The sequence below is a fragment of the Crinalium epipsammum PCC 9333 genome (genome assembly GCF_000317495.1).
GTDB lineage: Bacteria > Cyanobacteriota > Cyanobacteriia > Cyanobacteriales > PCC-9333 > Crinalium > Crinalium epipsammum.
This window is the reverse complement of the sequence record NC_019753.1, coordinates 634,987-656,143: the sequence shown is the minus strand read 5'-3', so window position 1 is coordinate 656,143 and position 21,157 is coordinate 634,987. Positions and strand designations below refer to the sequence as shown.

At 41.5% G+C, this 21,157-nt stretch carries 19 protein-coding genes, 1 pseudogene and 1 CRISPR repeat array (1 of these 21 cut by a window edge); of the genes and pseudogenes, 2 read left to right on the top strand and 18 right to left on the bottom strand.

Going from position 1 to position 21,157, the window contains the following annotated elements; genetic code table 11:
* Positions 1-2,345: direct repeats of the CRISPR family, unit length 36 nt; unit sequence GTTTCCGTCCCCTTACGGGGAAATGGTTAGTGGAAG (it extends 2 nt beyond the left edge of the window).
* Between the two features lie 875 nt (positions 2,346-3,220).
* Positions 3,221-3,730: a hypothetical protein gene (locus CRI9333_RS02760; protein ID WP_041225881.1), complete on the bottom strand. Its 510-nt coding sequence runs from the start codon at positions 3,728-3,730 to the stop codon at positions 3,221-3,223.
* Positions 3,731-4,037: 307 nt separating this feature from the next.
* Here CRI9333_RS02760 and CRI9333_RS28260 point away from each other — a divergent pair.
* Positions 4,038-5,256: pseudogene (locus tag CRI9333_RS28260) on the top strand (ISL3 family transposase).
* Here CRI9333_RS28260 and CRI9333_RS02750 read toward each other — a convergent pair.
* The 17 genes from CRI9333_RS02750 to CRI9333_RS02675 form a co-directional block, all read right to left on the bottom strand.
* Entirely contained in the window at positions 5,245-5,637 is a 393-nt protein-coding gene (locus tag CRI9333_RS02750) for a hypothetical protein (RefSeq protein ID WP_015201657.1), read from the bottom strand. The pseudogene CRI9333_RS28260 and the gene CRI9333_RS02750 overlap by 12 nt on opposite strands.
* A 35-nt stretch (positions 5,638-5,672) precedes the next feature.
* On the bottom strand, positions 5,673-7,328 hold the full coding sequence (locus CRI9333_RS27580; RefSeq protein ID WP_015201656.1) for a M15 family metallopeptidase: 1,656 nt from the start codon (positions 7,326-7,328) through the stop codon (positions 5,673-5,675).
* A gap of 16 nt (positions 7,329-7,344) precedes the next feature.
* The gene (locus CRI9333_RS02740) at positions 7,345-8,268 is read right to left on the bottom strand and encodes a hypothetical protein (RefSeq protein ID WP_015201655.1); all 924 of its coding nucleotides are present in this window, start codon (positions 8,266-8,268) and stop codon (positions 7,345-7,347) included.
* Positions 8,238-8,588 carry a hypothetical protein gene (locus CRI9333_RS02735; RefSeq protein WP_015201654.1) on the bottom strand — a complete coding sequence of 117 codons (351 nt, stop codon included), beginning with the start codon at positions 8,586-8,588 and terminating at the stop codon, positions 8,238-8,240. Before CRI9333_RS02735 ends, CRI9333_RS02740 begins: the two co-directional genes overlap by 31 nt.
* A gap of 60 nt (positions 8,589-8,648) precedes the next feature.
* The gene (locus CRI9333_RS02730) at positions 8,649-9,035 is read right to left on the bottom strand and encodes a four helix bundle protein (protein ID WP_015201653.1); all 387 of its coding nucleotides are present in this window, start codon (positions 9,033-9,035) and stop codon (positions 8,649-8,651) included.
* 93 nt (positions 9,036-9,128) lie between these two features.
* Positions 9,129-9,737 carry a hypothetical protein gene (locus CRI9333_RS24665; protein ID WP_015201652.1) on the bottom strand — a complete coding sequence of 203 codons (609 nt, stop codon included), beginning with the start codon at positions 9,735-9,737 and terminating at the stop codon, positions 9,129-9,131.
* A gap of 162 nt (positions 9,738-9,899) precedes the next feature.
* Positions 9,900-11,372, bottom strand: a complete 1,473-nt coding sequence (locus tag CRI9333_RS02720; protein ID WP_015201651.1) for an ATP-binding protein — start codon at positions 11,370-11,372, stop codon at positions 9,900-9,902.
* A 116-nt stretch (positions 11,373-11,488) separates the two neighbouring features.
* Complete coding sequence (locus CRI9333_RS02715) at positions 11,489-12,463, bottom strand: hypothetical protein (RefSeq protein ID WP_015201650.1); 975 nt, start codon at positions 12,461-12,463, stop codon at positions 11,489-11,491.
* Positions 12,464-12,496: 33 nt separating this feature from the next.
* Positions 12,497-12,697 (bottom strand): hypothetical protein, encoded by a 201-nt coding sequence (locus CRI9333_RS26470; protein WP_015201649.1) that lies wholly within the window; start codon positions 12,695-12,697, stop codon positions 12,497-12,499.
* Between the two features lie 53 nt (positions 12,698-12,750).
* Positions 12,751-13,518, bottom strand: coding sequence for a hypothetical protein (locus tag CRI9333_RS02710; RefSeq protein WP_015201648.1), 768 nt, complete (start codon positions 13,516-13,518; stop codon positions 12,751-12,753).
* 47 nt (positions 13,519-13,565) lie between these two features.
* The gene (locus tag CRI9333_RS02705; RefSeq protein ID WP_015201647.1) at positions 13,566-13,976 is read right to left on the bottom strand and encodes a hypothetical protein; all 411 of its coding nucleotides are present in this window, start codon (positions 13,974-13,976) and stop codon (positions 13,566-13,568) included.
* A gap of 989 nt (positions 13,977-14,965) precedes the next feature.
* Positions 14,966-15,253, bottom strand: coding sequence for a hypothetical protein (locus tag CRI9333_RS02700; protein ID WP_157462252.1), 288 nt, complete (start codon positions 15,251-15,253; stop codon positions 14,966-14,968).
* Positions 15,254-15,478: 225 nt separating this feature from the next.
* Positions 15,479-15,841 (bottom strand): hypothetical protein, encoded by a 363-nt coding sequence (locus CRI9333_RS02695; protein ID WP_015201645.1) that lies wholly within the window; start codon positions 15,839-15,841, stop codon positions 15,479-15,481.
* Between the two features lie 77 nt (positions 15,842-15,918).
* The gene (locus CRI9333_RS02690; RefSeq protein ID WP_015201644.1) at positions 15,919-16,122 is read right to left on the bottom strand and encodes a hypothetical protein; all 204 of its coding nucleotides are present in this window, start codon (positions 16,120-16,122) and stop codon (positions 15,919-15,921) included.
* Positions 16,123-16,233: 111 nt separating this feature from the next.
* Positions 16,234-16,458: a hypothetical protein gene (locus CRI9333_RS02685; protein ID WP_015201643.1), complete on the bottom strand. Its 225-nt coding sequence runs from the start codon at positions 16,456-16,458 to the stop codon at positions 16,234-16,236.
* Between the two features lie 40 nt (positions 16,459-16,498).
* Positions 16,499-19,639 (bottom strand): DNA cytosine methyltransferase, encoded by a 3,141-nt coding sequence (locus CRI9333_RS02680; protein WP_015201642.1) that lies wholly within the window; start codon positions 19,637-19,639, stop codon positions 16,499-16,501.
* A gap of 85 nt (positions 19,640-19,724) precedes the next feature.
* Positions 19,725-20,105, bottom strand: a complete 381-nt coding sequence (locus CRI9333_RS02675) for a hypothetical protein (protein ID WP_015201641.1) — start codon at positions 20,103-20,105, stop codon at positions 19,725-19,727.
* A 291-nt stretch (positions 20,106-20,396) separates the two neighbouring features.
* On the opposite strand from CRI9333_RS02675, the gene CRI9333_RS02670 reads away from it, so the two are divergent.
* Positions 20,397-21,155 (top strand): hypothetical protein, encoded by a 759-nt coding sequence (locus tag CRI9333_RS02670; protein ID WP_015201640.1) that lies wholly within the window; start codon positions 20,397-20,399, stop codon positions 21,153-21,155.
* The last annotated feature ends 2 nt before the right edge of the window (positions 21,156-21,157 follow it).

The following is a 21,157-nucleotide window of genomic DNA, read 5'->3' as shown; positions in this document are numbered from 1 at the left end:
TTTCCGTCCCCTTACGGGGAAATGGTTAGTGGAAGTTCAAAAGGACGTTAAGTCCTACGAAGAGGGAGTTGCTGGTTTCCGTCCCCTTACGGGGAAATGGTTAGTGGAAGACAAACATTTTGTCACTGTACCTAGCACTCATAGCACGTTTCCGTCCCCTTACGGGGAAATGGTTAGTGGAAGGTTACTTATTTTTAGAAGCAAATAAGGAAAAAAGTTTCCGTCCCCTTACGGGGAAATGGTTAGTGGAAGATTGACATCCTCCCGCTAATGCTGTTGCAGATCCTACGTTTCCGTCCCCTTACGGGGAAATGGTTAGTGGAAGAATCATCTGAGTTTAAACCAATGGACTGTCACTACAGCAGTTTCCGTCCCCTTACGGGGAAATGGTTAGTGGAAGTTGTTAAATATCTATGAACAAGAAGATCCTTTCCTAAGGTTTCCGTCCCCTTACGGGGAAATGGTTAGTGGAAGAGAAAATAAAGCTGAAGATTTAAATAAGGAATCAGAAGAATGTTTCCGTCCCCTTACGGGGAAATGGTTAGTGGAAGTAGTACTAATGAGTGAACATCCTTCCAAAGCGTTTCCGTCCCCTTACGGGGAAATGGTTAGTGGAAGTGGGTAAACTGGGTTGATAAAGGTGGTACAACAAAATCTGTTTCCGTCCCCTTACGGGGAAATGGTTAGTGGAAGGTGGGGGAGAAGTTCAAATGTCAAAGTCAGCGCAAGGATTTGTTTCCGTCCCCTTACGGGGAAATGGTTAGTGGAAGAAAAGGATGTTAAGTCCTATGAAGAGGGAGTAGCGTTTCCGTCCCCTTACGGGGAAATGGTTAGTGGAAGGTCAGCTGATTTAACGGTAACCTGTAAGAAAGTTGAGGTTTCCGTCCCCTTACGGGGAAATGGTTAGTGGAAGTAGTACCGTTCACTATTCCTTGTAAATTTGTTCGAGTATTGTTTCCGTCCCCTTACGGGGAAATGGTTAGTGGAAGGGGACTGGTAAATACGTATCAAGAAATGCTGAACAAGGTTTCCGTCCCCTTACGGGGAAATGGTTAGTGGAAGGAACAGTTGAAAGAAGTTATGTGGGATGCTTTGGTTTCCGTCCCCTTACGGGGAAATGGTTAGTGGAAGTTGCTAATCATGATCACGGAAGTTGGGAGAAAGATAGTTTCCGTCCCCTTACGGGGAAATGGTTAGTGGAAGGTAATAACTGGCGGTGAAAGAATCTATATATTAAGAAGTTTCCGTCCCCTTACGGGGAAATGGTTAGTGGAAGAAAAAAAAACTTCGTAAAGAGGTCTGTTGCATAGATAATTTGTTTCCGTCCCCTTACGGGGAAATGGTTAGTGGAAGAATATCCTGCTGACTCATTAAAGTTGTCGGACTATTGGGAAAGTTTCCGTCCCCTTACGGGGAAATGGTTAGTGGAAGTCTCTAGTCCAATTTCGTTGTACCATAGTGCATGGTACAACTTTTCGTTTCCGTCCCCTTACGGGGAAATGGTTAGTGGAAGCAATTTTGTAATTGGCACACGTCAAAAGATCGGAGATTTAAGTTTCCGTCCCCTTACGGGGAAATGGTTAGTGGAAGTGTCGCTGTATTAGTGATTCAGTTACAGAAAGCCATGAATGTTTCCGTCCCCTTACGGGGAAATGGTTAGTGGAAGGTAAACTGTATGCTCCCATCGACTCGAATTTTTTGTTTCCGTCCCCTTACGGGGAAATGGTTAGTGGAAGACTCACAATTACAAGTTGGATCAGGTCCATGTAATGGCGTTTCCGTCCCCTTACGGGGAAATGGTTAGTGGAAGAAGATAGTGAGAATGTTCAACAACCAGCTCCAGGTTTCCGTCCCCTTACGGGGAAATGGTTAGTGGAAGTTTCGATTTTGGCGCTGCTAAAAATCATCCTGGCAAAACCAATGAAGTTTCCGTCCCCTTACGGGGAAATGGTTAGTGGAAGGAGAAAAAAAATGAAAGGATTAAAGTTTGCGATTACAAGGTTTCCGTCCCCTTACGGGGAAATGGTTAGTGGAAGATTCTGGAAATGCAAAACGTGCAAAGGTAATATACTATTAATGGTTTCCGTCCCCTTACGGGGAAATGGTTAGTGGAAGCAGACAGCTCCAGGAACTCAACCTCCCGGAGAAGAGACTGTTTCCGTCCCCTTACGGGGAAATGGTTAGTGGAAGCTCGTTTCTACGTGGGGTTCTTATACAATAACTCTACAGAAGTTTCCGTCCCCTTACGGGGAAATGGTTAGTGGAAGTAGCAATTATTGCAAATTTGGGGAAAAATCTGGATAAAAAATGTTTCCGTCCCCTTACGGGGAAATGGTTAGTGGAAGAGTTCGCTGAGGGAGCCTTCCTGGGAGTGAGTTTCAGGCTGTAAATCGACGCACCTCTTTTTAAAGAGTCAATAAGCAGGGAAATTTTTGCAATAAGTAAATTGTAATTACCCAAAACTCTTATCTAGTCAGGTATCGACACATCTCGACGAAAAAAACGTCAGTTTAGAGATCTGTCGAGGTGCGTCGATACATCTACTGACAGCCCAAAGAATGCCTTAAAAGCTATACATTCTCAGGTTTTCAGCAAGTTTATTCTAATGGTGCATCCTTCATTACAGCCATCGACACACCGCCACCAATGCTGCTCCTCTAGTGGCAAGATAGCATTAGTATCAACTTACTCGTAGAGCTAGGAAACTCAGCTACGATTGAAAAGACATTATTATTTTTTTGTCAAGGTACTATAGGAATAAAATTTAGCCTATAAGCTTGTCACTTTACAGTCCTGAGCGTGCAAAAGTCAACAACTCGCAGCGCGAGCGCAACAATTTGTAATCAATTGATGAGATCTGAGTAATGACCAGAAATGAGATGCAATCTTTTAGTTGCTAATTGCATAAACTGAGAAATAATTGAACGTGGCAAAGCTTCTTCCGTCTGGCCAAGTTGGCTTCAAGCCGTAATAACAGATCGAGAAGTATCTAGATCCTGATCTTATCCCAATCATTTCTGCCAGCATAGGGGGCAGAAAAATATTTAGCAAATGGAATTGAACTTACTGCATTTATTGTTAATTTTTGGGTAAACTTGTGCCAAGATAATTTATAGTTAGTTTTTATGAAGAAAAATGCGTTTTTCGCCAGCGCACTCGGAGTCATTCCGCATGATCGTTAGGTTTAATGGTTATTATTTGGATGATGTTAAATTTGTGTTCAGCGTCTAGTTCTTGGTAAAGTTGGGGGAGTTTCAGTTCTGGTAAGAATCCACTTTTCCCAAATTGGATTTAATTTTTGGATTACAGGCTCGATGGGTTTAATCAAGATCAAAGTTCCTGTAATTTTGGGGTCAGTTGCCTCTTTGTGTTCCCAACAACCTTTGGGAATATTCTTTAAGCAATCATCAGTAATTATATTAGCTTGCACTGCTGAATCTAGAACTGCACCTACCATGTTTTCACCATCGCCGCGATGCTTGCCAATGAACACTATCAAGATTTCAATGTGTTCCAACGGCTCTTGTTTGTAAGATTTATTTTGGTTGAGAAACTGTCGATACAAACTACTTATTGCCCAATTTTTCCAGGCTGTGTACCTGGGGCAGTTGTATACATGAGCTTTGGATTTTTTAATACTTACGCTGTGGGATTGGTTAATTACAGTGGCGCGGGGACGTACTTTAGGGGAGCATTTCCCTGGCAGCCAAAACGTTAGTTGGCTAGTCATTAATGCACTTTTATATATTATGTAGTACTGATTTATCTGTCAAAAAAGTTGGGGATTATTAAATAGGTATTGAATACCCCCCATACTTTTTTCACTTACTTGTATTTTCTTCAACAGGATTAATTTTGTTCAGTAGAGCTAGAGCAGCACCACCAACAAATCCGAATGTAGTTCCTAATTTCGTTTGATATGGGTACATTATTCCGAGGCACAATCCTATCAATGCCCCGCAAAAACGGCTCTTCCGTAGCTACTGTGCTAAAATATTAAAATAATCAGGATAATTTCAAGCTTTTATTAATAGAACATGAATAAAGCAATGAAAGAATTGCTAAATTTACCAGGAGTTTTAGTAGAAGATATTTACCAAACAGACTCCACATTAATTTTCTTTGTTAAATCAGATAAAAAAATAGCAGTTTGTCCCCGCTGTGGTCAAACAAGCCGTCGTCTCCATCAAAATCAAAGATATTTAGTTAAAGATTTACCTCTCAGCAATAGAGAGGTGATTTTATCTGTAAATCGGCGACGATTTAAGTGTGAAGATTGTGCTAAACCTTTTAGCGAAGATTTAGATTTTGTACCTAGAAAGAAAAATTTTACTTACAGATATGGACAAACAGTTACTCAACAGGTTGTGCATAGTGATATTAAGAACGTCGCTGCTAATAACGGATTAACGCCAGAAGAAGTTGAGTCAATGGTAATGTTTTTCGCCAATATTTTTCTACCTATTGATGTAAGTAATTTAGTAAAATTAGGGATAGATGAAATTAGTTTAGTCAAAGGTCAAGGTAAGTTTATAGTAGTTCTAGTAGACTTAGAAAGCCATAAATTAATTGGGTTAGTGTCAGCACGGAAGCAGTCTGAGATAGAGAAAGTGATGCTAGATTGGGGAGAAAAAGTCTTATCTCAGATAGAAGAAGTAAGTATGGATATGACAGGCAACTATAAATCATTAGTTAAAAAAGTTTGTCCTAATGCTGAAGTAACAGTAGATAGATTTCATGTCACAAAAATGATTCATGCCTGAGTTAAATCAGGCGAGAATTTCCCAAAAACAAACGGCACAATCATTGAATATTAAAGAAAAAACTAAATTATTTGATGGATTAAAAGGTAGTAAATATATATTATTAAAAGCTGAAGCACGGCTATCTAGCCAGCAAAAACAAAAATTACAACAGGTCAAAGAAGCCTCATCGTTAGTTGGAATGATGCACTCTTTAAAAGAAGAGTTTAACTATTTATTTGAAAGCAATCACGATGTGGGGTCAGGAACCTTAGCACTAATTGATTGGTTAAAGAAAGCCGAACCTTACTACCAAAAAAGTGTCAGAACAATCAAGCGGTGGTTAGCGGAGGTAGTCGGTTACTTTGAACAAAGAACAACCAACGGTATAGTCGAAGGAATTAACAATAAACTCAAGCTCTTAAAACGCTGTGGATTTGGTTTTAGAAACTTCCAGAATTTTCAAGTCCGAGCTTTGCTTTTCTGGCATTTTCCTAATGTTTTAGCACAGTAAGTACGGAAGAGCCCCGTTTTTTAGGGTTAATGATGTGCGAGGAGATTGATAAGTAAACTTTGGACAAGGTTGGATTACTGGTTTAGTTGCAATTAGTACTGGCGACGGTTTAATAATCTTGGGTTTTGGTGTAAAACTGGGTATTGGCGTAGCAATAATTACAGGGCTAGGGCTAGGTGAAATACTAATTACAGGGCTAGGACTAGGCGTAAGTGAAGTTGTAGTATTAGGCGTTGTCTCTGGTTTAGTGGGTTGGATGTTAACCCCTGTACCATCTGGCTTGACGGAAACAGCCCAATCTTTATCGCCCGTTTGTTGAGCAGTGACAGTACAACTGGTAAGCAGCAAGCTTGATAGTAAGATTAGAGTTTTAAGTTTCATTATTGCCCTCAATATTTGTTAGTAAATTTGTGACTTTACAGTGGCAGATCCATGACAGGAAATTTCTTCCAATCAGGCGAATCAAAGTGCCACCACTCTTTAGCGATACTGGTAAAATTTCGTCTTTTCATTGCAGCTTCAAGTAGTAAAGAATTTTGACGAGCTGTAACACTACTGCCTGTGTAATTCCTATGGGCTTTTTTGGTAAAATCATCGAAAGCACTGGGCATTTCTAATTCTTTTCCAGTGCTATCAACCAGTGTCAAATCAACTGCTGCACCACGATTATGTCGGGAGCCAGTGGCAGGATTTGCAACATAATCTTCATCGGGCTTTATTTCCCACATCAGTTTTTGAATTGATAATGGTCGATAGCAGTCATAGACTTTTAAACCCAGTCCAAGCGGTGCTAAATCTTGCTGAACTGCCGATAGTTTTTTAGCAACTGTTGGTTTCAATAAGCACTTAGCTACGGGATAAACTTTCTTGCCCATAAAGTTATCGGCGGTGGCGTAGCGCATTTCTACGACGATATCTTTATTGACAGATTGGATATCGCTTAATTGAGTATTGGAATTTTTAGGTTTGGTAGTAGTAGGCTGGATAATGTTTGACTGTCGGTAATTTTCAACTGGGCTAATACCAGCAGACTTGCCATAGTTTTGTAGAGTGATTGCGATCGCGTCAGTCCGTCTTTTTTGGTCAGCCCCAATGCAGCGTTTCATGTATTGCTCAGATCCAACGCTTAAGCCAATTAGACCTGCCTTTTGTTGGGTAGAAAGTGACCATTTGCTACTACAAACTGTTCTTAAACCACTGGCATCAAGTTGACCGCGCCAATTACGAAAAGCTTCTACTCTCGCCCACTTGATCGCGGCTTCCTCCGTCATTCCCTGCTGTAACGCCTGACTATACTTGGATGGAAATTTATCGCTAACTCTGGGACTAGCCTGGTTCCACTGGTCTATGCCACTAATAAAAGCTTTGATGTGCTGTTGCGGTGGTGTTCCCGCTGCCGTCATTAGCTGAGTAATTTTGTTGAGTCTGCTTTTATTTCGTTCCACGCATTTGTTATCAGCATCGGCATTATCTCTACCGCGTCCCTGGTCAGAACAAAAGCCGCGATTGTATACATCGTTTGCTGGATCAAAGTGACCGCCTTGCAGGTACAAATTAGTGTGAGTTCCTGAGCCGTCAGATGAGCAATTTCCTTCAGCAGCACATATTGCAACATTACCGATAGATCTACTATTTTCAAAAAGTTTCTCAAGACTTACAGGAGCTTTGGCAGTGGCTATAGCTACTCGTCTAACTACTTGGTTTTTGACAGGCTCACTAACAGCGAATGCGATCGCACCAATTAAAATACCTGCACTGAGATAATCCCAGTGAACATCATTGCTGGTGGCAGTAACTTTCTCGTTAATTGGTTGTGCTACCTGAAACTGCAATGATTGCTGTTTGCGACTAATAAATACGCACCCAGCTACACCTAAAATACCGCCGAGAATAAAACCGCTTTTAGCGCCTCTCCAAATGGAAGGAACACTTTGCAACTTACAAACTTGCTCCGCACCTGGCGAAGCTAAATTGCATTGCCAGGACGAAACATCCCAAGAAAACTTGCTACCTGCCGCTGCTGTAACAATTGCACTTAAAGTAGAAATCAATAATAGATTTTTTAATCTCACAGCTTTAATTCCGTTCCTAAAATACAAACAAATCCTTGCCTAAAATGAAGCCGGAGTAAAAGGTATAGTTGTGGTCGTTGACGTAATCAGCATCCAATTCAAGTAGGTTCATAAATTTGGCGTGTCCCGCGCGGGTTCTACCTAAAAGGCAAGCTGCACTAGCATCTTTAATGTCATTTCTGGGATAGTCATAACCGCCATGTTGGTTAATTCCAAAGTATCCAGCGTAAGGACTACCACCATTGCGGGTAACAGTTACAGTTCCACCTGTTTGGACTAATGCTGGATGGTTAGGATTACCTTTGTGGAATCCCATTTTCCAGGCGCGGTACTGTCGTCCGGCTACAATTGTTGCTGCCCCTGCTGGATTCATTGGATTCCGAATGTAGTGAGTACCAGGGGCATCAGTACCTTCCCACAAGCCAACAATACGAGGAGTATTATTAACTATTTCAATAACAACTCTTAAATCGTTAAATTCATTAACTTTGTTGTCATTCAGCGTGCCATCGGGATTCATCCCGCGCACGTAGAAAATGTTGTACTTCCTGGCTCCAGTACGAATTACCCAGTTTTTCTGTTGAGCATAATTAATAATTGCACTTGCTATTTTTTGACTTTTTGGACTATTCCTTTCAGTACGCTCAAATAATTCTGGGATTGTGGGAATTGATTGCAGTACCTCTGGGATAACGTCAGCTAAACCTGTAACTTTGGTAGCCCATTGATTAGCAGTCGGAAGTGCGATTACAGCAATCATTCCTAGATTTATTAGAAATAGTAAAAAACGACCCCGTGCGACTGCATTACTATATTTTTGTTGGTTAAGTTCTTGAAGAAGCTGTTTCTGTTGTTCGTACTGTTCCCGTTCTTTGAGTTCCTGGTACTGAACATCTATTGGCAATTCAGCTAATAAGTCGATTGAGCGATACCCCTGCATACTGGTTCACCTTTGGAATTCTTCTTGTAGCCTTCGAGGAGAGTGGCACAAGGTTTGAGTTCTTTGATTTGAGATTTAGATTTAACTGGCGATGAAGCGACTGAATTAGAGTTTTGTGTGGTGATTAAGGAATTAGTTGCATCTTGACCAAACTTTGATGCAGTTTGAGAAAAATCTGTAGCAACATCAAGTACTTGGGGTTTCAGTTCAGGGATTAAAGCGAACTGGCGATAGCCAGGTTTGATCAAATCTAAAATTAGTAAAGTTCCGATGGCGGTTGTAATTAAAATTGACCTTTTTGGAAATATTATCCAGCGCATAAAGAGGCAGGGGGCGGGGTGCAGGGTGCAGGGGGAAAGAGGCTTCGGGGGCAAGGGGAATTAACGTTTAATTAACCAAGGGGAGGGATTGTTAATTATCGTGACTAGAATTCCTAGAATACGATTGTAAGTTGCATATATTTCTCTCCCAATTTCAACATCTAAGTAGTTGCATTTGACAGCAAATTTAATCCAAGTTTGAGTTTCTGCTGCTTCGGATTCGGAGTCATTAAGTTTAGCTATAAAAGCAGCTTCGTAACGTCTTTTCCTCCAAGCCTCTGCTAAATTGGCACATACAGAACGCGACGATCTACGAATTTGATCAGTCAATGAATATCTCTCTTCAACAGGGAATTTTTTTGACAATTCAAATATTGTCATAGCTGAATCAAATGCCATTTGATAAACTTCCAAATCCTCATGACTTTTAATCGGTTGTTTCTCCATTTCTTTACTCCTTATGCACGTAAATTTGTGAACAGAGATATCAACTCAACTCTAATTTTCCCCCTGCTCCCCGCTCCCTGCCCCCTGCCTCAATTACTGTCCCGCATAATTTGCGATCGGCACAACTGGTACGAAAGTGCTGCTGGAAGGAGTTACATTAGTTGGTACGGCTACATTTCGCACTTGTTCTGCACTGCCAGTTAACTGCACCCGTACTCCGCGATCAACACTTTGGCTAGCACCAGCAAATACTGCACCAGCAACAGGTTTACCTACGTTTACTACCCCGTGGCCGAATTTCATTGCAGTAGGTGCGTTTGCTGGTAAAGCAGCAGAATTACCCGCAGCCGCAGTACCTCCAACTGCTGCATTCCACGCCCAACCGCCAATTGTGCATAGACCGATCAGCATTGACCAGAAGCCGACTACCTGACCTAAGCGCCAGGGCTTAGAATTATGAACAAACTGTCCTGCAACATCTATAGCGGCACATGAACCAGATTGCATTGCAGGCCCGATATTACGCTCCATCTTTTTTAGCCGTTGCTTTGCTTGATGTAACTCTTGCTGCGCTCGACGTACAGCTTGTTCATGAGCATTTTCACGAACGTAATGGTATTCGATATCAATGTAGCTGTCCTGTCCACCAAATTCTGTACCTGGATTGCGTACCCGTTGTTGTGGAACTAAACTTGAATCCATATTTTTCTTTTTCCTTAATAACTATTAGTTGAAATTGCTGTTTGACCACAAAGTTTTAAAGTTTAATTGATGCAACTGTGGTCAAGTTGCAAAAGCGCACGTAGGCATCGAACCTACACAAACTGTGCCAGAATTGCATCAGCTTGTATCCAGATTGCGCTGTTATATATCGCCCCATTCATCAGGCGGTTGGAAGTTTTCTAGGCGTAAATCGTTTTCTTTGATGAATTCACTAAACGTGCTAAGTTTTTCTTGTGTCTCATCATCATCAAGTTCCTTGTTGATAATGTCGTCGTCACTTTCCGCACTTTCTGGTTGTGCTGGTAGTAGCGGGCGGAAATCATACCAAGTTTGACCGTTAGGAGTAACTTGCTTATTTGGTGGAACCATCCCTGTAGGAATTGTGAGTTTGCGAGTTGCTTCTTTATCCTCGTCGTCCAGCCATTCTAGGTGTGCGTACCCAGCACAAGTTTTTCCGCCTTCAACGTTGGGATCTGATTTGGCAATGCACCGCATCATTGTGAACTGGCGTTTCAAAACATCAAATTTGCCGTTGCCTGCGGATCTTCCACCAAAGCAGGTCAAAGTTTTACCATGTGAGGTAAAAATCACAGACATATTTGCTTGACGCAATTTCTGAGTACAAACTTCGATCAAAGCTGCCATGACAACTGTTGGCATATTTGCTTCCCAGTTAGTCATCTCATCGCACAACAATACCCAGTGCTGTTCGCTGAATGGGTTGTAGTCAGAAATGCCGCGCAGTTGTAACCTACGGTTAGCTTCTTTGACGAAGCGCATGATGCCTTCAGCGGCATCTTTGAAGTTTTCACCTTTCCCGTAGGTTTTTATACCTTCAAAGAATTTCCACTGAGCCAGAGGATTTACTAGCAGTACCAAGTGTCCCAACTTGAGATGTTCTGCTGCTAGCCAACCTCCTTTGCTGGTTTTGCCACTTCCCATACCGCCATAAATTAACAAGGTGGGTATATTTAGTAAGATCTTCCGTATCTCATCAAATACATCTAGGAATTCAGTAGGTTGAGGTACGGGAGGATTACCAGAGTTGTTAGAAGCAGTTGAGTTTGAAGAAGATGGTTTTGGATAGCGTATTGGTAAACGTTCTGCTGGTGATGGTGCTTGTCGCTGTTGATTGGGTGGAACTTGCCTTTGAAGTTGTTGATTTGCAGGATTGCGGGGTGGAACTTGTGCAGGCTGCCTTTGAAAACCTTGTCCAGGTTGGACTGGTTGTTGTGGTTGTTGTACAGGGGAGCGCCTTAAACTTTGCCCTGGTTGCGGGTTGAGTGGAAGTGCGGGTGTAGGTGCAAAAGGAAGCTGTGGGTATGAATTGGCTTGGGTGAAGTTGGTTTGTTGAATGCCAATGCGCCGCCTGTGGTCTTCAATACCTGCAAATATTCCGCCCACACTGCCGATTACTGCGATCGCACTCCCTCCAAACATCAGTAATGATTTAACTGGTTCTGCTAGTGGCTGGTTAACAATAACTTGCTCAGAACTATAAGGCGTGACTGTTTGTGTGATTTGAGTAGTAGTAAAACTTGCCCCTAATAGTCCTAAACCACTAATTAAAGATACGGGTGCGATCGCCAATTTCGCTATGGTTGTTAGTTGCATTTTTAATTACTCCCCTTGTAGAGGCAAGGGGGACAAGGGGACAAGGAGATGGGGGGAGGGGAAGATTTTAAGATGTCGCACTATTTGTGAATGCTTGAACAACTGAAGATGTATTCTCACTTTGTCTCCTTGTCTCCCCCTCCCCTTGTCCCCTTCTTCCCCTCTTCTTTTTTGGGGCTTGATATTGGGGGTGTCGGTGTACTGGAATCGGAGTTAATATTAGGGATAATTTTTTGTCCGTACAAATCGTAATTTCTTAGTTGATTTGCTACGTCTACCCAACCTTGAGCGCCTAATAAATTTGCTTGAGCATCTCTTAAAATGCCTTGATGACCTCTAATTGCCACCGCAATTTCAGGCAGATTGAAAGTTTGAAAATTATTACGTTGGCTCGCTTCGATGATTAGTAATCTTACTAGACCAACTGCTACAGTCTCAGCCGGATCGAGTTGTGAATACGTTGTTTTTCCCGTTGCTGGATCTTCACGAACCATGACAGCGCCTCGTCCTGAAGCGCCCATGTCAATGGTTTTCATGACATCAACTCTGGCACGCTGCACTAAAATTTCTTTGGGCTGATCTTTGGTTGCTGGATTAGAACTTGCTTGCAATTGTTGAATTCTAGTTTTGAATCCATCTGCTGATGTAAAAATAGCTCGTTGCAGTAATCCTGGGTTGGTGACTTCGCCTGGATTGTAATCGTATTTAGTAACTGCTACTACTTCGGCACTCCTAGATTGGGTTAGAACATAGTTAGCTTGATTGATGTTAGCTAGAGTATTATCAACAGGAGCAACAGCTTGGTTTTTCTGATTAGTAGTAGTGGCTAATACTGTTACTAGCAATGTTGTTAATATCCCTACAACTCCTGCCATTAACCAAGAATTTGTTAGATAAGATTCCCAAGGAAAACTTGTAATGCTGTTGGGATTATAAACTGGTACTGGCCCTTCTCCAGGCATCCATACTATTTGTTGATTGCCCGTAGGTTCTTGATCGAAAAGATCGTATTCTATGTATTCTTGTTGGGGTCTTTCTCCTAAATCCAGCGCATCAGCGTAGCGATCGCGCCAGTTATTATTTTGATTCATGATTTTTTGGTTAGTGGTAGTGCAGTCCCAAAACTAAGATTGATTTGTGATTTGACGGTAGTGCGATCGCAGGATGCAGATGCCTAGAGTCACCCCGATTACCGTTCCGCCTATTGCTGCACTTGATACCTGTAAAAAATTAGGTGCAGTTTGAGTAGTAGCTAGAGCCATCGTGGTAGTAACGGCGGGAATTGACACAGACGTACCGATAGCTAAAATTCCCGCATTCGTCATATAAAGGGCAACTTTTTCCGTCGTTAAAGTTATTGCGATTGCTTTTTCTTGTTCTACCCAGTTGGCAATGTTGCTGTTGTTGTCGAGTTGGGAGTGGAAGTACTTGCCTGTGCCAGTAGTTTCGATGGCGCTGCTGTGCGGACTGCTGGTAATTTGTTTTCGACTTCCGTTGAGGTGATATTGACTGTTAATGTTGGTTTCAGGATATTCGTTAGAGATTTGAGCTTCATCACTCCATTCGTCATAGGCTTTCCCAGCAGTGTTGCTAGTTTGTGTTGGCTTCCTTGCTTGATTAAGCCTTCCAAAGCTTTACGAGTATTGGGATTTTCCCAAGCTCTAGCTCGTCCTTGTTGTAATTTCATAACCAAGTCGGCTTCGAGAATTAAACCACCTAAATCACCAAAGGTAGTGTTTTCGTTAGCTTCACGTTGCAGAATAGCTTGTTCGGCAGTATCAATCGCGGAAAGCGTTTCTTCCTTTAGTTCTTCTAGTTCAATTTCGTCCTCTATGGTTGATGCACTTTCTGATATTTCTGACATATCAGTTGCATCGCCATTTTCTGGTGCTTTGTACTCAGCAATAAATGTAGCTACTTCATCAATGGTTTTGCTGAACTCAAGTGCGATCGCAGCTAGTTCCTTGGTGGCTTTATCAGCAGTTATCTCGGTGTTATCAAGAAGTAGTGCGTGTTTGACCGTACCGGACACTACATTTTGCCGTTTTTTACTAGCAATTTGAAATCCTAACGTGCTGAGGGCTGAACGTAGTTCTTGCTCTGTGGATTTGATTGATTCGGCTAAGGTTTTAACTAACAATTCCATGAATTTTTCCTGGTTCTATAAATGAATTGGGCGGGTGGTGGTTAAGCTCAAAGAGCTTCTGTTGTTGCTTCGTTAATTCGGTCGATGGTGTCAAGTACAACTGGATGCTGACTAAATTGACTAGATTTTTTGAGGTAATCAATTAGAGGAATCCTGGTGTACTGAGCAACTAAGTTTTCAAATGAGCCATCCTTGGTGAGAATTACGGCATTTTTAAAGTCATCTTGGCTAAACATGAAAACTTTTTGAGCAATCCAGAATTCATCTAAGAGGATGACATCTTGAAGTTTAAAGTATCCATTTTTTGGTGGTGTGGCTATTTCTAGAAAAGTATGCCATTCATAAAAAGTTCTGGGATGTAAACCATATCTAGCTCTGAGGTTACTGCGGTTAGGTAGCTGTTCTACAACAACATGGGTAACGTTTCTTGGTTCCAAAATGCTTACAACATTGGACATTTTACGTGCAGTATGTCATTGGACTGTTATTGGCTAACTTATTGATTGTTACTTGCTTGTGATTTGCAGTCAGTTGGACTACAAACAGATAACTGGTGGAGGTTCAGTTGATATCAATCAGTCAATCATTGGGCTACTAATAGCGGTCAAATGGGTGACTGATTGAACTCTAATAGGCATCAATTAGCTATCAATTGGGGATCAACTAGATAGCAAGTGGTAGTGCTAGTTACTCTCTATTAGAAGCGGGGCAGTATTGCCGATTGATTGCCGATTGACTGCTGATTGATTGCCAGTGGCGATCTACTTGCTACTTCTTAAATATAGGACAGGGCTTTTAAATATGGGGCGATATCCCCCCAATTGGGGGGAATTCTCTTTTTTGACTATGCGCTCCCATAAAAAAAGCCCGCGCATGGCTATAATTTTGGTGTTATTGGTTATTTGAATTTGATTTATTGTTTTGGTTTAAATCCTAATAATTCGGCGCTTTTGCTGGTTGGCTAATTGGGCTGACTCAAGAAATTTTTGGTATCTTCGTTCTCGTTCACAAAGTATTTTACTGGTGATAAAAGAAAGCCTTGTATTCAGCAGTCTTCGGTCGATACGACTTATTCCAGTCATTCAGTATTTCTCGGCGTTAATAAGCAGGTAAAGTCCGCAGTAGTGCGCGAGATTCTTGTCCTATTTTTGCCGCAAAATCGCGCATTTGTTGTACTATGACAAGTTCTTGAAATTGGAAGTTTAAGTGCCGTTCTATAGCAGTAGCTTCGTGATTCTGCTACCCAGTTGGCTACTAACGGGAATTTGTCGCGATCTGCGCGATTGTGTTCTCTCTGCTGCCTTCAACCGTCTTGTCGTGATGGGGTGCGGTGATTTTTTCGCATTGATGCTTTGCAAATTTCATCTATTTAATGATTACAATATTTTCTTGCTAAAAAAGCGAACTGATAAGTCAGCTAAGTGCGATCGCGTCCTGTTCTGTTCTATTAGCAATCGGGGAAATTGATAGGAAATCTAAACTGACGGCGCATTAACCAAAGCAGGTGAATAGCTCTCAAGTACATTTTGACAACATGGGGACATTCCCTATCTCCGTATATCCAGTTTTCTACGCTACTTTCGCTGCTTTGTGTAAGTGCAGCTATAGTAGTTTTACAAGCTGCCATATACCCGCGTGGTCTTCTAGTATCTGATTGTGTTGGTGCTGGTATATCAGGGTGAATAATTGGAATCCAGAATTGACACCAATCCTCAAGCTCCATCGGCTCAAACATTACTAAGGAGAGCTTCTTATTATCGGGCTGGAATTGGATCTCCCTCTGTAGGAACCCAAGCATTACCCTTGGTATTCTAATTTTGTTCTGATTTGTACTCCTCGTTTGTAGTTGCACAGGCGTTGATACTCCGGTTTTATTCAGTTAAATATTAAAATTAATAAAAGTCGCATCCCCTTAATTCGGAAATGACGACTGTAATGGTAAATAATTAGATCAAAAATGCTATAGCCCTGATGGTGGCCCTGTGTTGACTACAACATTTGAGCTAACTTCTAGCCAAATCCGTTGCCCAAATTTTTTCGCATTTTTCGCATTACTAAATTTGCCAACTTCAATGACCACATCTTCTTGATTTTTGCTGCCTCTGAAGTAGGAAGTTTTACAGATTGTTAGAGTTGCTCCAGGTGGAAGAATAGTTTGTACTCCCAGGATTGTCCCGATATCTCCTACATGAACAAACCAGCCTTGATTAATTGTTGACTGATCTAACCTGCAAATGGGTATTTGAACAGTTTTAGCTTTAGCTGGAGCCATATTCAGTCCGAGTAGAACTGCTATCAAGGCGTATTTGAATTTACGAAACATGGTATTTTTGGTAATTGAATTTTTGATTTCAAGCAAGCTCCCAATTAGGGATCGGGAACAAGCTCGTGTTTACGCGATTACTGGATCGTGAATCGGGCGATGTTTATGTAAAGTTCGCGCCGTCCATTACCGCGATTAGGCGATTTATCTCTTTGTGGGCTACTACTAACTTGTGGTTGTTCATTAAAGCTATTAGCAGCATTAGCTGGTAGTGCAGCTACCCAGTTAAATGACAAAGTTAGTCCTATTAACGACAGGACAATACCAAACTTCGTTACCATGAAGAATGCCTCCTTTTTTTGGGGTAGGACACCCTTGGATCGAATCTCCCCTGGTAAGTTAGATCTTGATCCAAGGGCATCAACTTTTTATGTGGATGATTGATCGGCTGTCTATTGGACAATCAAGTATTTGTAGGTCGGGTCGTGCATTTTTAATGCTCCAAAGTCCCTCGTGTGTACTTGATGCCAACCTTCTATAACTTTGCAAACGTGATCTACAGTGCTGTCTGTCAACACTGGACTCGATAGTCCTAATTCAGTCAGTGGGAACTGGATGCGATCGCCTGCTCGAAGAGTAGCCAACATTTTTTCTGTTGGCTTTGTTTCAGTTGTCATGGCACGAACCTTAATGAATAGGTTTGATGTACAACTAGCCCTAGAATTCCAGAACTAGCTCATCCTCTAATGGCGCGATCGCGCTACGCATATCGTTGATGAAAGCTTTGATTGCATCTAGTCCTGTAAAGCGTTCGCCGTTTCTGCTGCGGTATCCCCGTGCAGTCCAACCTGTCCAACCAGCTTGCTCTCCAACTTCACCCAGTTCTAAAGTTAATGCTTCAACTTCTTGGGGGGCAGGTGCATTAACTGATGCTTTCTTGAACCTTTCAGTAAGCTGTTGCTGCCTGTTAAGTTGCTCTTGCAGCACTTCTACACTTTGTTTGAGTTGCTTGTTTTCATCAACACTTTGGCGATACTGCTGTAGTTCAATATTTTGCTGTTCAACTGTTTGGGTCATTTTTTCCAGCTTCTCAACTAATGGTGAGTACTTAGATTCCAAATCAGTAGTGATAACTTTCTCTGCTTCTTGGGTGAAAGTTTTTTCCCAACGACTTGGATTAGCAGCTTCGTCAGCCATGAACTGTTTTAGGCGTTCATTCTCTGCCTTGATTGTTTGCAACTCGCTTTCTAACTGTTCGACTTGCTGAATCTTTACTTTGCTTGTTTCTAAGGTTTTCAGTGCTTCTTGATACTTGTTGGTTAATTGTTCAGCGTGAGTTTTAGCGGCGGTCAATTCAGATTTTACCTCGCTCTCAACTTGGGAACGTAATTCACTTTTTAATCCGATTAACAGTTCAGTGCGAATTTGTTGCTCCCATTCAGCTTTCAATGCTTCTAGTTCAGCGATTGTGTAAACTTTTTCTTCACTGTTGTCAGATACAGGGGTAGGGTTGGCATTAGACGTGAATTGTTGTTGAGGTTGGAACCCAAAATTGTCTAGAACTGATTTGATATGCCCAACGGTAACAGATGGCTCACTACCCTCACCTGCTTCTGTTGATGCTAGTAGTAAAGCTTGTTCTCTAACACTGTCTTTGTCAGATTCTGACAAGTTGTATGATTTATTGACTTCTTCCCAGTGACTTTCTTGGGCTAGTAACGATGGATCGTCAAAGATTGATACTAATTCTTTTAATTGATTGGTTTTGAAGAAGTGTTTAGTTGTTAAGTTTTTGCTTTTGACGTAATCAAGTTCTACCCACCAGCCAGTTGGATTCCGTTTTTCTACGACTGTACCTATATAGTTATTCCAGTCGCGATCGCCTGTTACAACGATTCTGTCACCAACAGCTATGTTGGGAACTTTATCTTGCCACGCTTCAATTTTCTCAGGCGCGAATAGTTGTGTTTCACCTGTAGGAAATTCTAAAGTGATTACTCCATCTTCTGCTTTATCAACAATTTTACCGATTTCTCCTTTCCAATCGCCTTTCTCAATTACAACAGCGTAGGAACCAATTTCTAGCTTGTTGGAGTTGAGAGCGCGTTCGCAATCTTTACTTGATTTTTTACCGCGAGCTACAAGCGCCATCATGAAGTTTTTACCAATAGCATTGGCTACAGGTAATTTAGTAATAGCTTTTTGACTCCAACCTTGGACATTGTTGGGTAGCCAATCTTGAACCTGCTTTGGCAAAGTCATCCACCATTCAGCAAGTGCTAATGCCGATGCTGCCCAACTTCTACCAAATCCACCCCAATCACTACTGTTTAACCACTTTCTGAACTTCCTTTCACCAGATTTTTCACCATGTATTGAATACATAGAGATTTTGATATCTATCAATTTGCGCCCTTCCTCTACCATGCCCAACAAACTATTTTTGATAGTCGCGAATGAAGAAGTAATAACTGATGCTGCGCTGGCTTCTATTTCAGGATTTTCTAATAAATGTTGGTTACGGATTTTAGGAGTTTTAACTTTGCGGTTGGTTGAGGTAACTTCATTGGTAACAACGGTTTCAATTTCAATGTTGGCAACTAAGGTTTCAGTAGTAGCAGTCATGGTTTTATCCTCTGTAGTGTTGTAAGTGTTTTTTTGTAAATAAAAATTTGTAGCAGCATCATTAAGATTTGATGTGCAAGGGGCGTTATCGCCTGATATTAAAATCTGATTGATGAATGGCTTGATTGATTGCGCTATCGCTTGCCCTAGTAAACAAGGAACACCATTGCCGATCGCACTTCCTGCACTCCAAGCCTCATTAGGTAATTGGAACCAATCTGGAACCGAACACAACCTAGCAGCACCGCGTACACCCAAGTTCTTCCAGCTACCGTCAGGGAACCTAATATTAATAGCGTTGTTGCGGCTGCAATGCCGTTGGTCTAGCCAGATACTCTTGCGAATAGTCCAACATGGTGCAAGGGGTGATTTGACATTAGGTAGTCCCCAAGGCGCTACCCTCTCGATCAGTAGTGGTTCGTCCAGAAAACTAGCGCACAATCTTTGAATTTTTGTTAGTTGCTTTTCTGTTGGGTGAACAGTTTCGGCATCTTTGAGTAAATCGCTTACAGCAGAGAGCCATCCAGTTTTCGTACCTGTTGGTGTAGGTAGTGCGATAGCAGGTGCATTTAGGATCGCGATAGCGATAAATCGTTTTCTATCTTGAGCAATTCCGTAATCAGCAGCATTGATTATTCCTGTTGTTGTGTTGTAACCCAACTGCTCTAAAGTATTTCCAACAATCTCCCAAGATTGTGAGGTAATGTATTCTGGTACATTTTCAGCAACAAATACTTGTGGCAGGAAGTGTTTGATAGCTTTAGTTGCAGCAGTAGCTACAGAAGAGTCAACTTCTGTTTCTTTCTGCTTAGGATTGCTTTTTGAAAGGTTTTTGCACGATTGAGTTAGTACTAGGATGTCTGGGCGTTCTAACCCTGCGAAACCTGTTTGGGCAACCTCCTGTAAGGTGCGGCGGATAACTGGTGAACTAAAGTTGCGTTCGTAAATGTTGGCGATCGCATTGCTTAGTTTTGGGTCACTTGGGTCATGATCGATATTCCATAAACTACGAATGCCAGCAGCTTCAAAACCAGTTGACATAATGCCAGCACCGCCACACAGATACCCAACGGTAGGGGCATTTGGTGGCAGTATTGGTCTTTTTACAGTTGCCCAGGATGGAGGTTGAATTGTAGAGACACATCCAGCTACAGGACTCAAAGCCTTGGCTTTAGCAGACGGTTTTTCTGCTAAAGGTTGTTTGGCAATGATGGTAGAGGCTAGATGTGTCATTATAAAGGATCGCTTTTTGTTGTTTCCTCGGTTGGTAGCCGAGGTTTTTCTTTAGTTTTAATTATACGCAATTCGCGTATAAAAATTAAGATTTTAGATAATCTGGTAAATTATCTACTTTCACCAAAACTCGAATTTGATTAATGGTGTCCTCCTTGCTAAGCGTGACTAAAACTGAGTCTGGGCGACCTTTAAAATCAGGTCCCCAACCTTCGATGGTTCGTTCGGATAGTCCTGTTGCTTCGGCTATGGCTTTTACGCAAGCTTTGTAGTAGCCTCGTTCGTCGGGAGCAATTGACTTAATCCACTTTCGGCAAAAATCACTAGGTTCCAATTGTCGTTTTTTGAGTGCATCGATCATATGATGCACCTTGGATAAATAATGGAAAACTGCTACAGGATAATCTGTTACGCAGCTTGCGTACTTTAACTGTCGTCGGTAGAAAGGAATTGTACTTGTTACCATAGATGCAGAAAGTCTCCTTGTTTTTTGGAGATATGCCCCTTTCCCAGGTATCCGCCAAGATTGCACTGGGAAGGGGGTTTGCCTTTTTAGGGGCTAACTACAATATAACGTATATTTCGTAAATATTCTATATCGTTTTAATCATAATATTAAAAATAGGAGTTAAATATCAATAGGTATATGGAAAATTTTTCGATTTAAGCGAGAATCGAGATATGCTTTTTTTGAATTAACGTGCCAAGACCGCCTAAAGACAGACACCCAGAAAGGTTTGAGAGGCTCTCGCGTCTGATGCAGTATCTCAAAGAACAATTAGATGCGGAAGATGATCACCTTTTGCTGCGTTTCCTGGCTCGCAAGCAGGGAAAACTTTGGACTTCAGAGATGTCTCTGAGGAGATGGCTGCATAAAGAGCAGTTTGCCAATGCTACTGCCCGTCGTCATATTGCTAGAGCAATAGACTTAGACGAATCGTTAGTAGAAAGCTTTTTAATGCATGGAGTGCCAGATTGGGAAACTTTTGCTGCTCAAATTCCCCTTATTCCTAAAGATTACAAGCGTTCGGAACGCATAGAGATTACTACGAAGTCGAACGAAGTGTCTGATGTTTTTGATGCTATTGAGCGATTATTAGAATATTTACCCCTTGAATGGTTGATTAGATTAAGAGATGAAGTCAATATTAAAATTGACCTACAAGCATCAAAATTAGGACTTTGTAGGCAGAGTTTTGAAAAACATCCCCTGATTTTCTTGATTCAAGATAGTATCTCTCGAAGTAATTTAACTAGAGCACAATTTATTAGTACCGTGTCTCAGAAAAAGCATGAAGGACTAAATGCTTCAGCTTTAGCTACTATTCTTAGAGGTGATCGTTTACCTACTCGTCAAGAACTGAAATTTTTGTCTCTTTATCTTAAAGATCAATCGGGAAATTATTATTCTTTAGAATATTTATTTAGTTTATTAAACAATCACTTTTTCAAAGAAAACTTTTGGCAAGGTTCGGAAGATTCTCAAGATTGTCAGCACCCCAATGGAGTAATTTAAAT

Bases quoted from the DNA above. Each gene is read 5' to 3' on its own strand.
- CRI9333_RS24665 (WP_015201652.1), bottom strand. From the start codon at position 9,737: ATGGATTCAAGTTTAGTTCCACAACAACGGGTACGCAATCCAGGTACA.
- CRI9333_RS02735 (WP_015201654.1), bottom strand. From the start codon at position 8,588: ATGCGCTGGATAATATTTCCAAAAAGGTCAATTTTAATTACAACCGCC.
- CRI9333_RS02680 (WP_015201642.1), bottom strand. From the start codon at position 19,639: ATGACACATCTAGCCTCTACCATCATTGCCAAACAACCTTTAGCAGAA.
- CRI9333_RS02720 (WP_015201651.1), bottom strand. From the start codon at position 11,372: ATGCAACTAACAACCATAGCGAAATTGGCGATCGCACCCGTATCTTTA.
- CRI9333_RS02685 (WP_015201643.1), bottom strand. From the start codon at position 16,458: ATGACAACTGAAACAAAGCCAACAGAAAAAATGTTGGCTACTCTTCGA.
- CRI9333_RS26470 (WP_015201649.1), bottom strand. From the start codon at position 12,697: ATGACGAATGCGGGAATTTTAGCTATCGGTACGTCTGTGTCAATTCCC.
- CRI9333_RS02740 (WP_015201655.1), bottom strand. From the start codon at position 8,268: ATGCAGGGGTATCGCTCAATCGACTTATTAGCTGAATTGCCAATAGAT.
- CRI9333_RS02705 (WP_015201647.1), bottom strand. From the start codon at position 13,976: ATGTCCAATGTTGTAAGCATTTTGGAACCAAGAAACGTTACCCATGTT.
- CRI9333_RS02760 (WP_041225881.1), bottom strand. From the start codon at position 3,730: ATGACTAGCCAACTAACGTTTTGGCTGCCAGGGAAATGCTCCCCTAAA.
- CRI9333_RS02690 (WP_015201644.1), bottom strand. From the start codon at position 16,122: ATGGTAACGAAGTTTGGTATTGTCCTGTCGTTAATAGGACTAACTTTG.
- CRI9333_RS02695 (WP_015201645.1), bottom strand. From the start codon at position 15,841: ATGTTTCGTAAATTCAAATACGCCTTGATAGCAGTTCTACTCGGACTG.
- CRI9333_RS02675 (WP_015201641.1), bottom strand. From the start codon at position 20,105: ATGGTAACAAGTACAATTCCTTTCTACCGACGACAGTTAAAGTACGCA.
- CRI9333_RS02750 (WP_015201657.1), bottom strand. From the start codon at position 5,637: ATGAAACTTAAAACTCTAATCTTACTATCAAGCTTGCTGCTTACCAGT.
- CRI9333_RS02730 (WP_015201653.1), bottom strand. From the start codon at position 9,035: ATGGAGAAACAACCGATTAAAAGTCATGAGGATTTGGAAGTTTATCAA.
- CRI9333_RS02710 (WP_015201648.1), bottom strand. From the start codon at position 13,518: ATGGAATTGTTAGTTAAAACCTTAGCCGAATCAATCAAATCCACAGAG.
- CRI9333_RS02715 (WP_015201650.1), bottom strand. From the start codon at position 12,463: ATGAATCAAAATAATAACTGGCGCGATCGCTACGCTGATGCGCTGGAT.
- CRI9333_RS02670 (WP_015201640.1), top strand. From the start codon at position 20,397: ATGCAGTATCTCAAAGAACAATTAGATGCGGAAGATGATCACCTTTTG.
- CRI9333_RS02700 (WP_157462252.1), bottom strand. From the start codon at position 15,253: ATGTTTGAGCCGATGGAGCTTGAGGATTGGTGTCAATTCTGGATTCCA.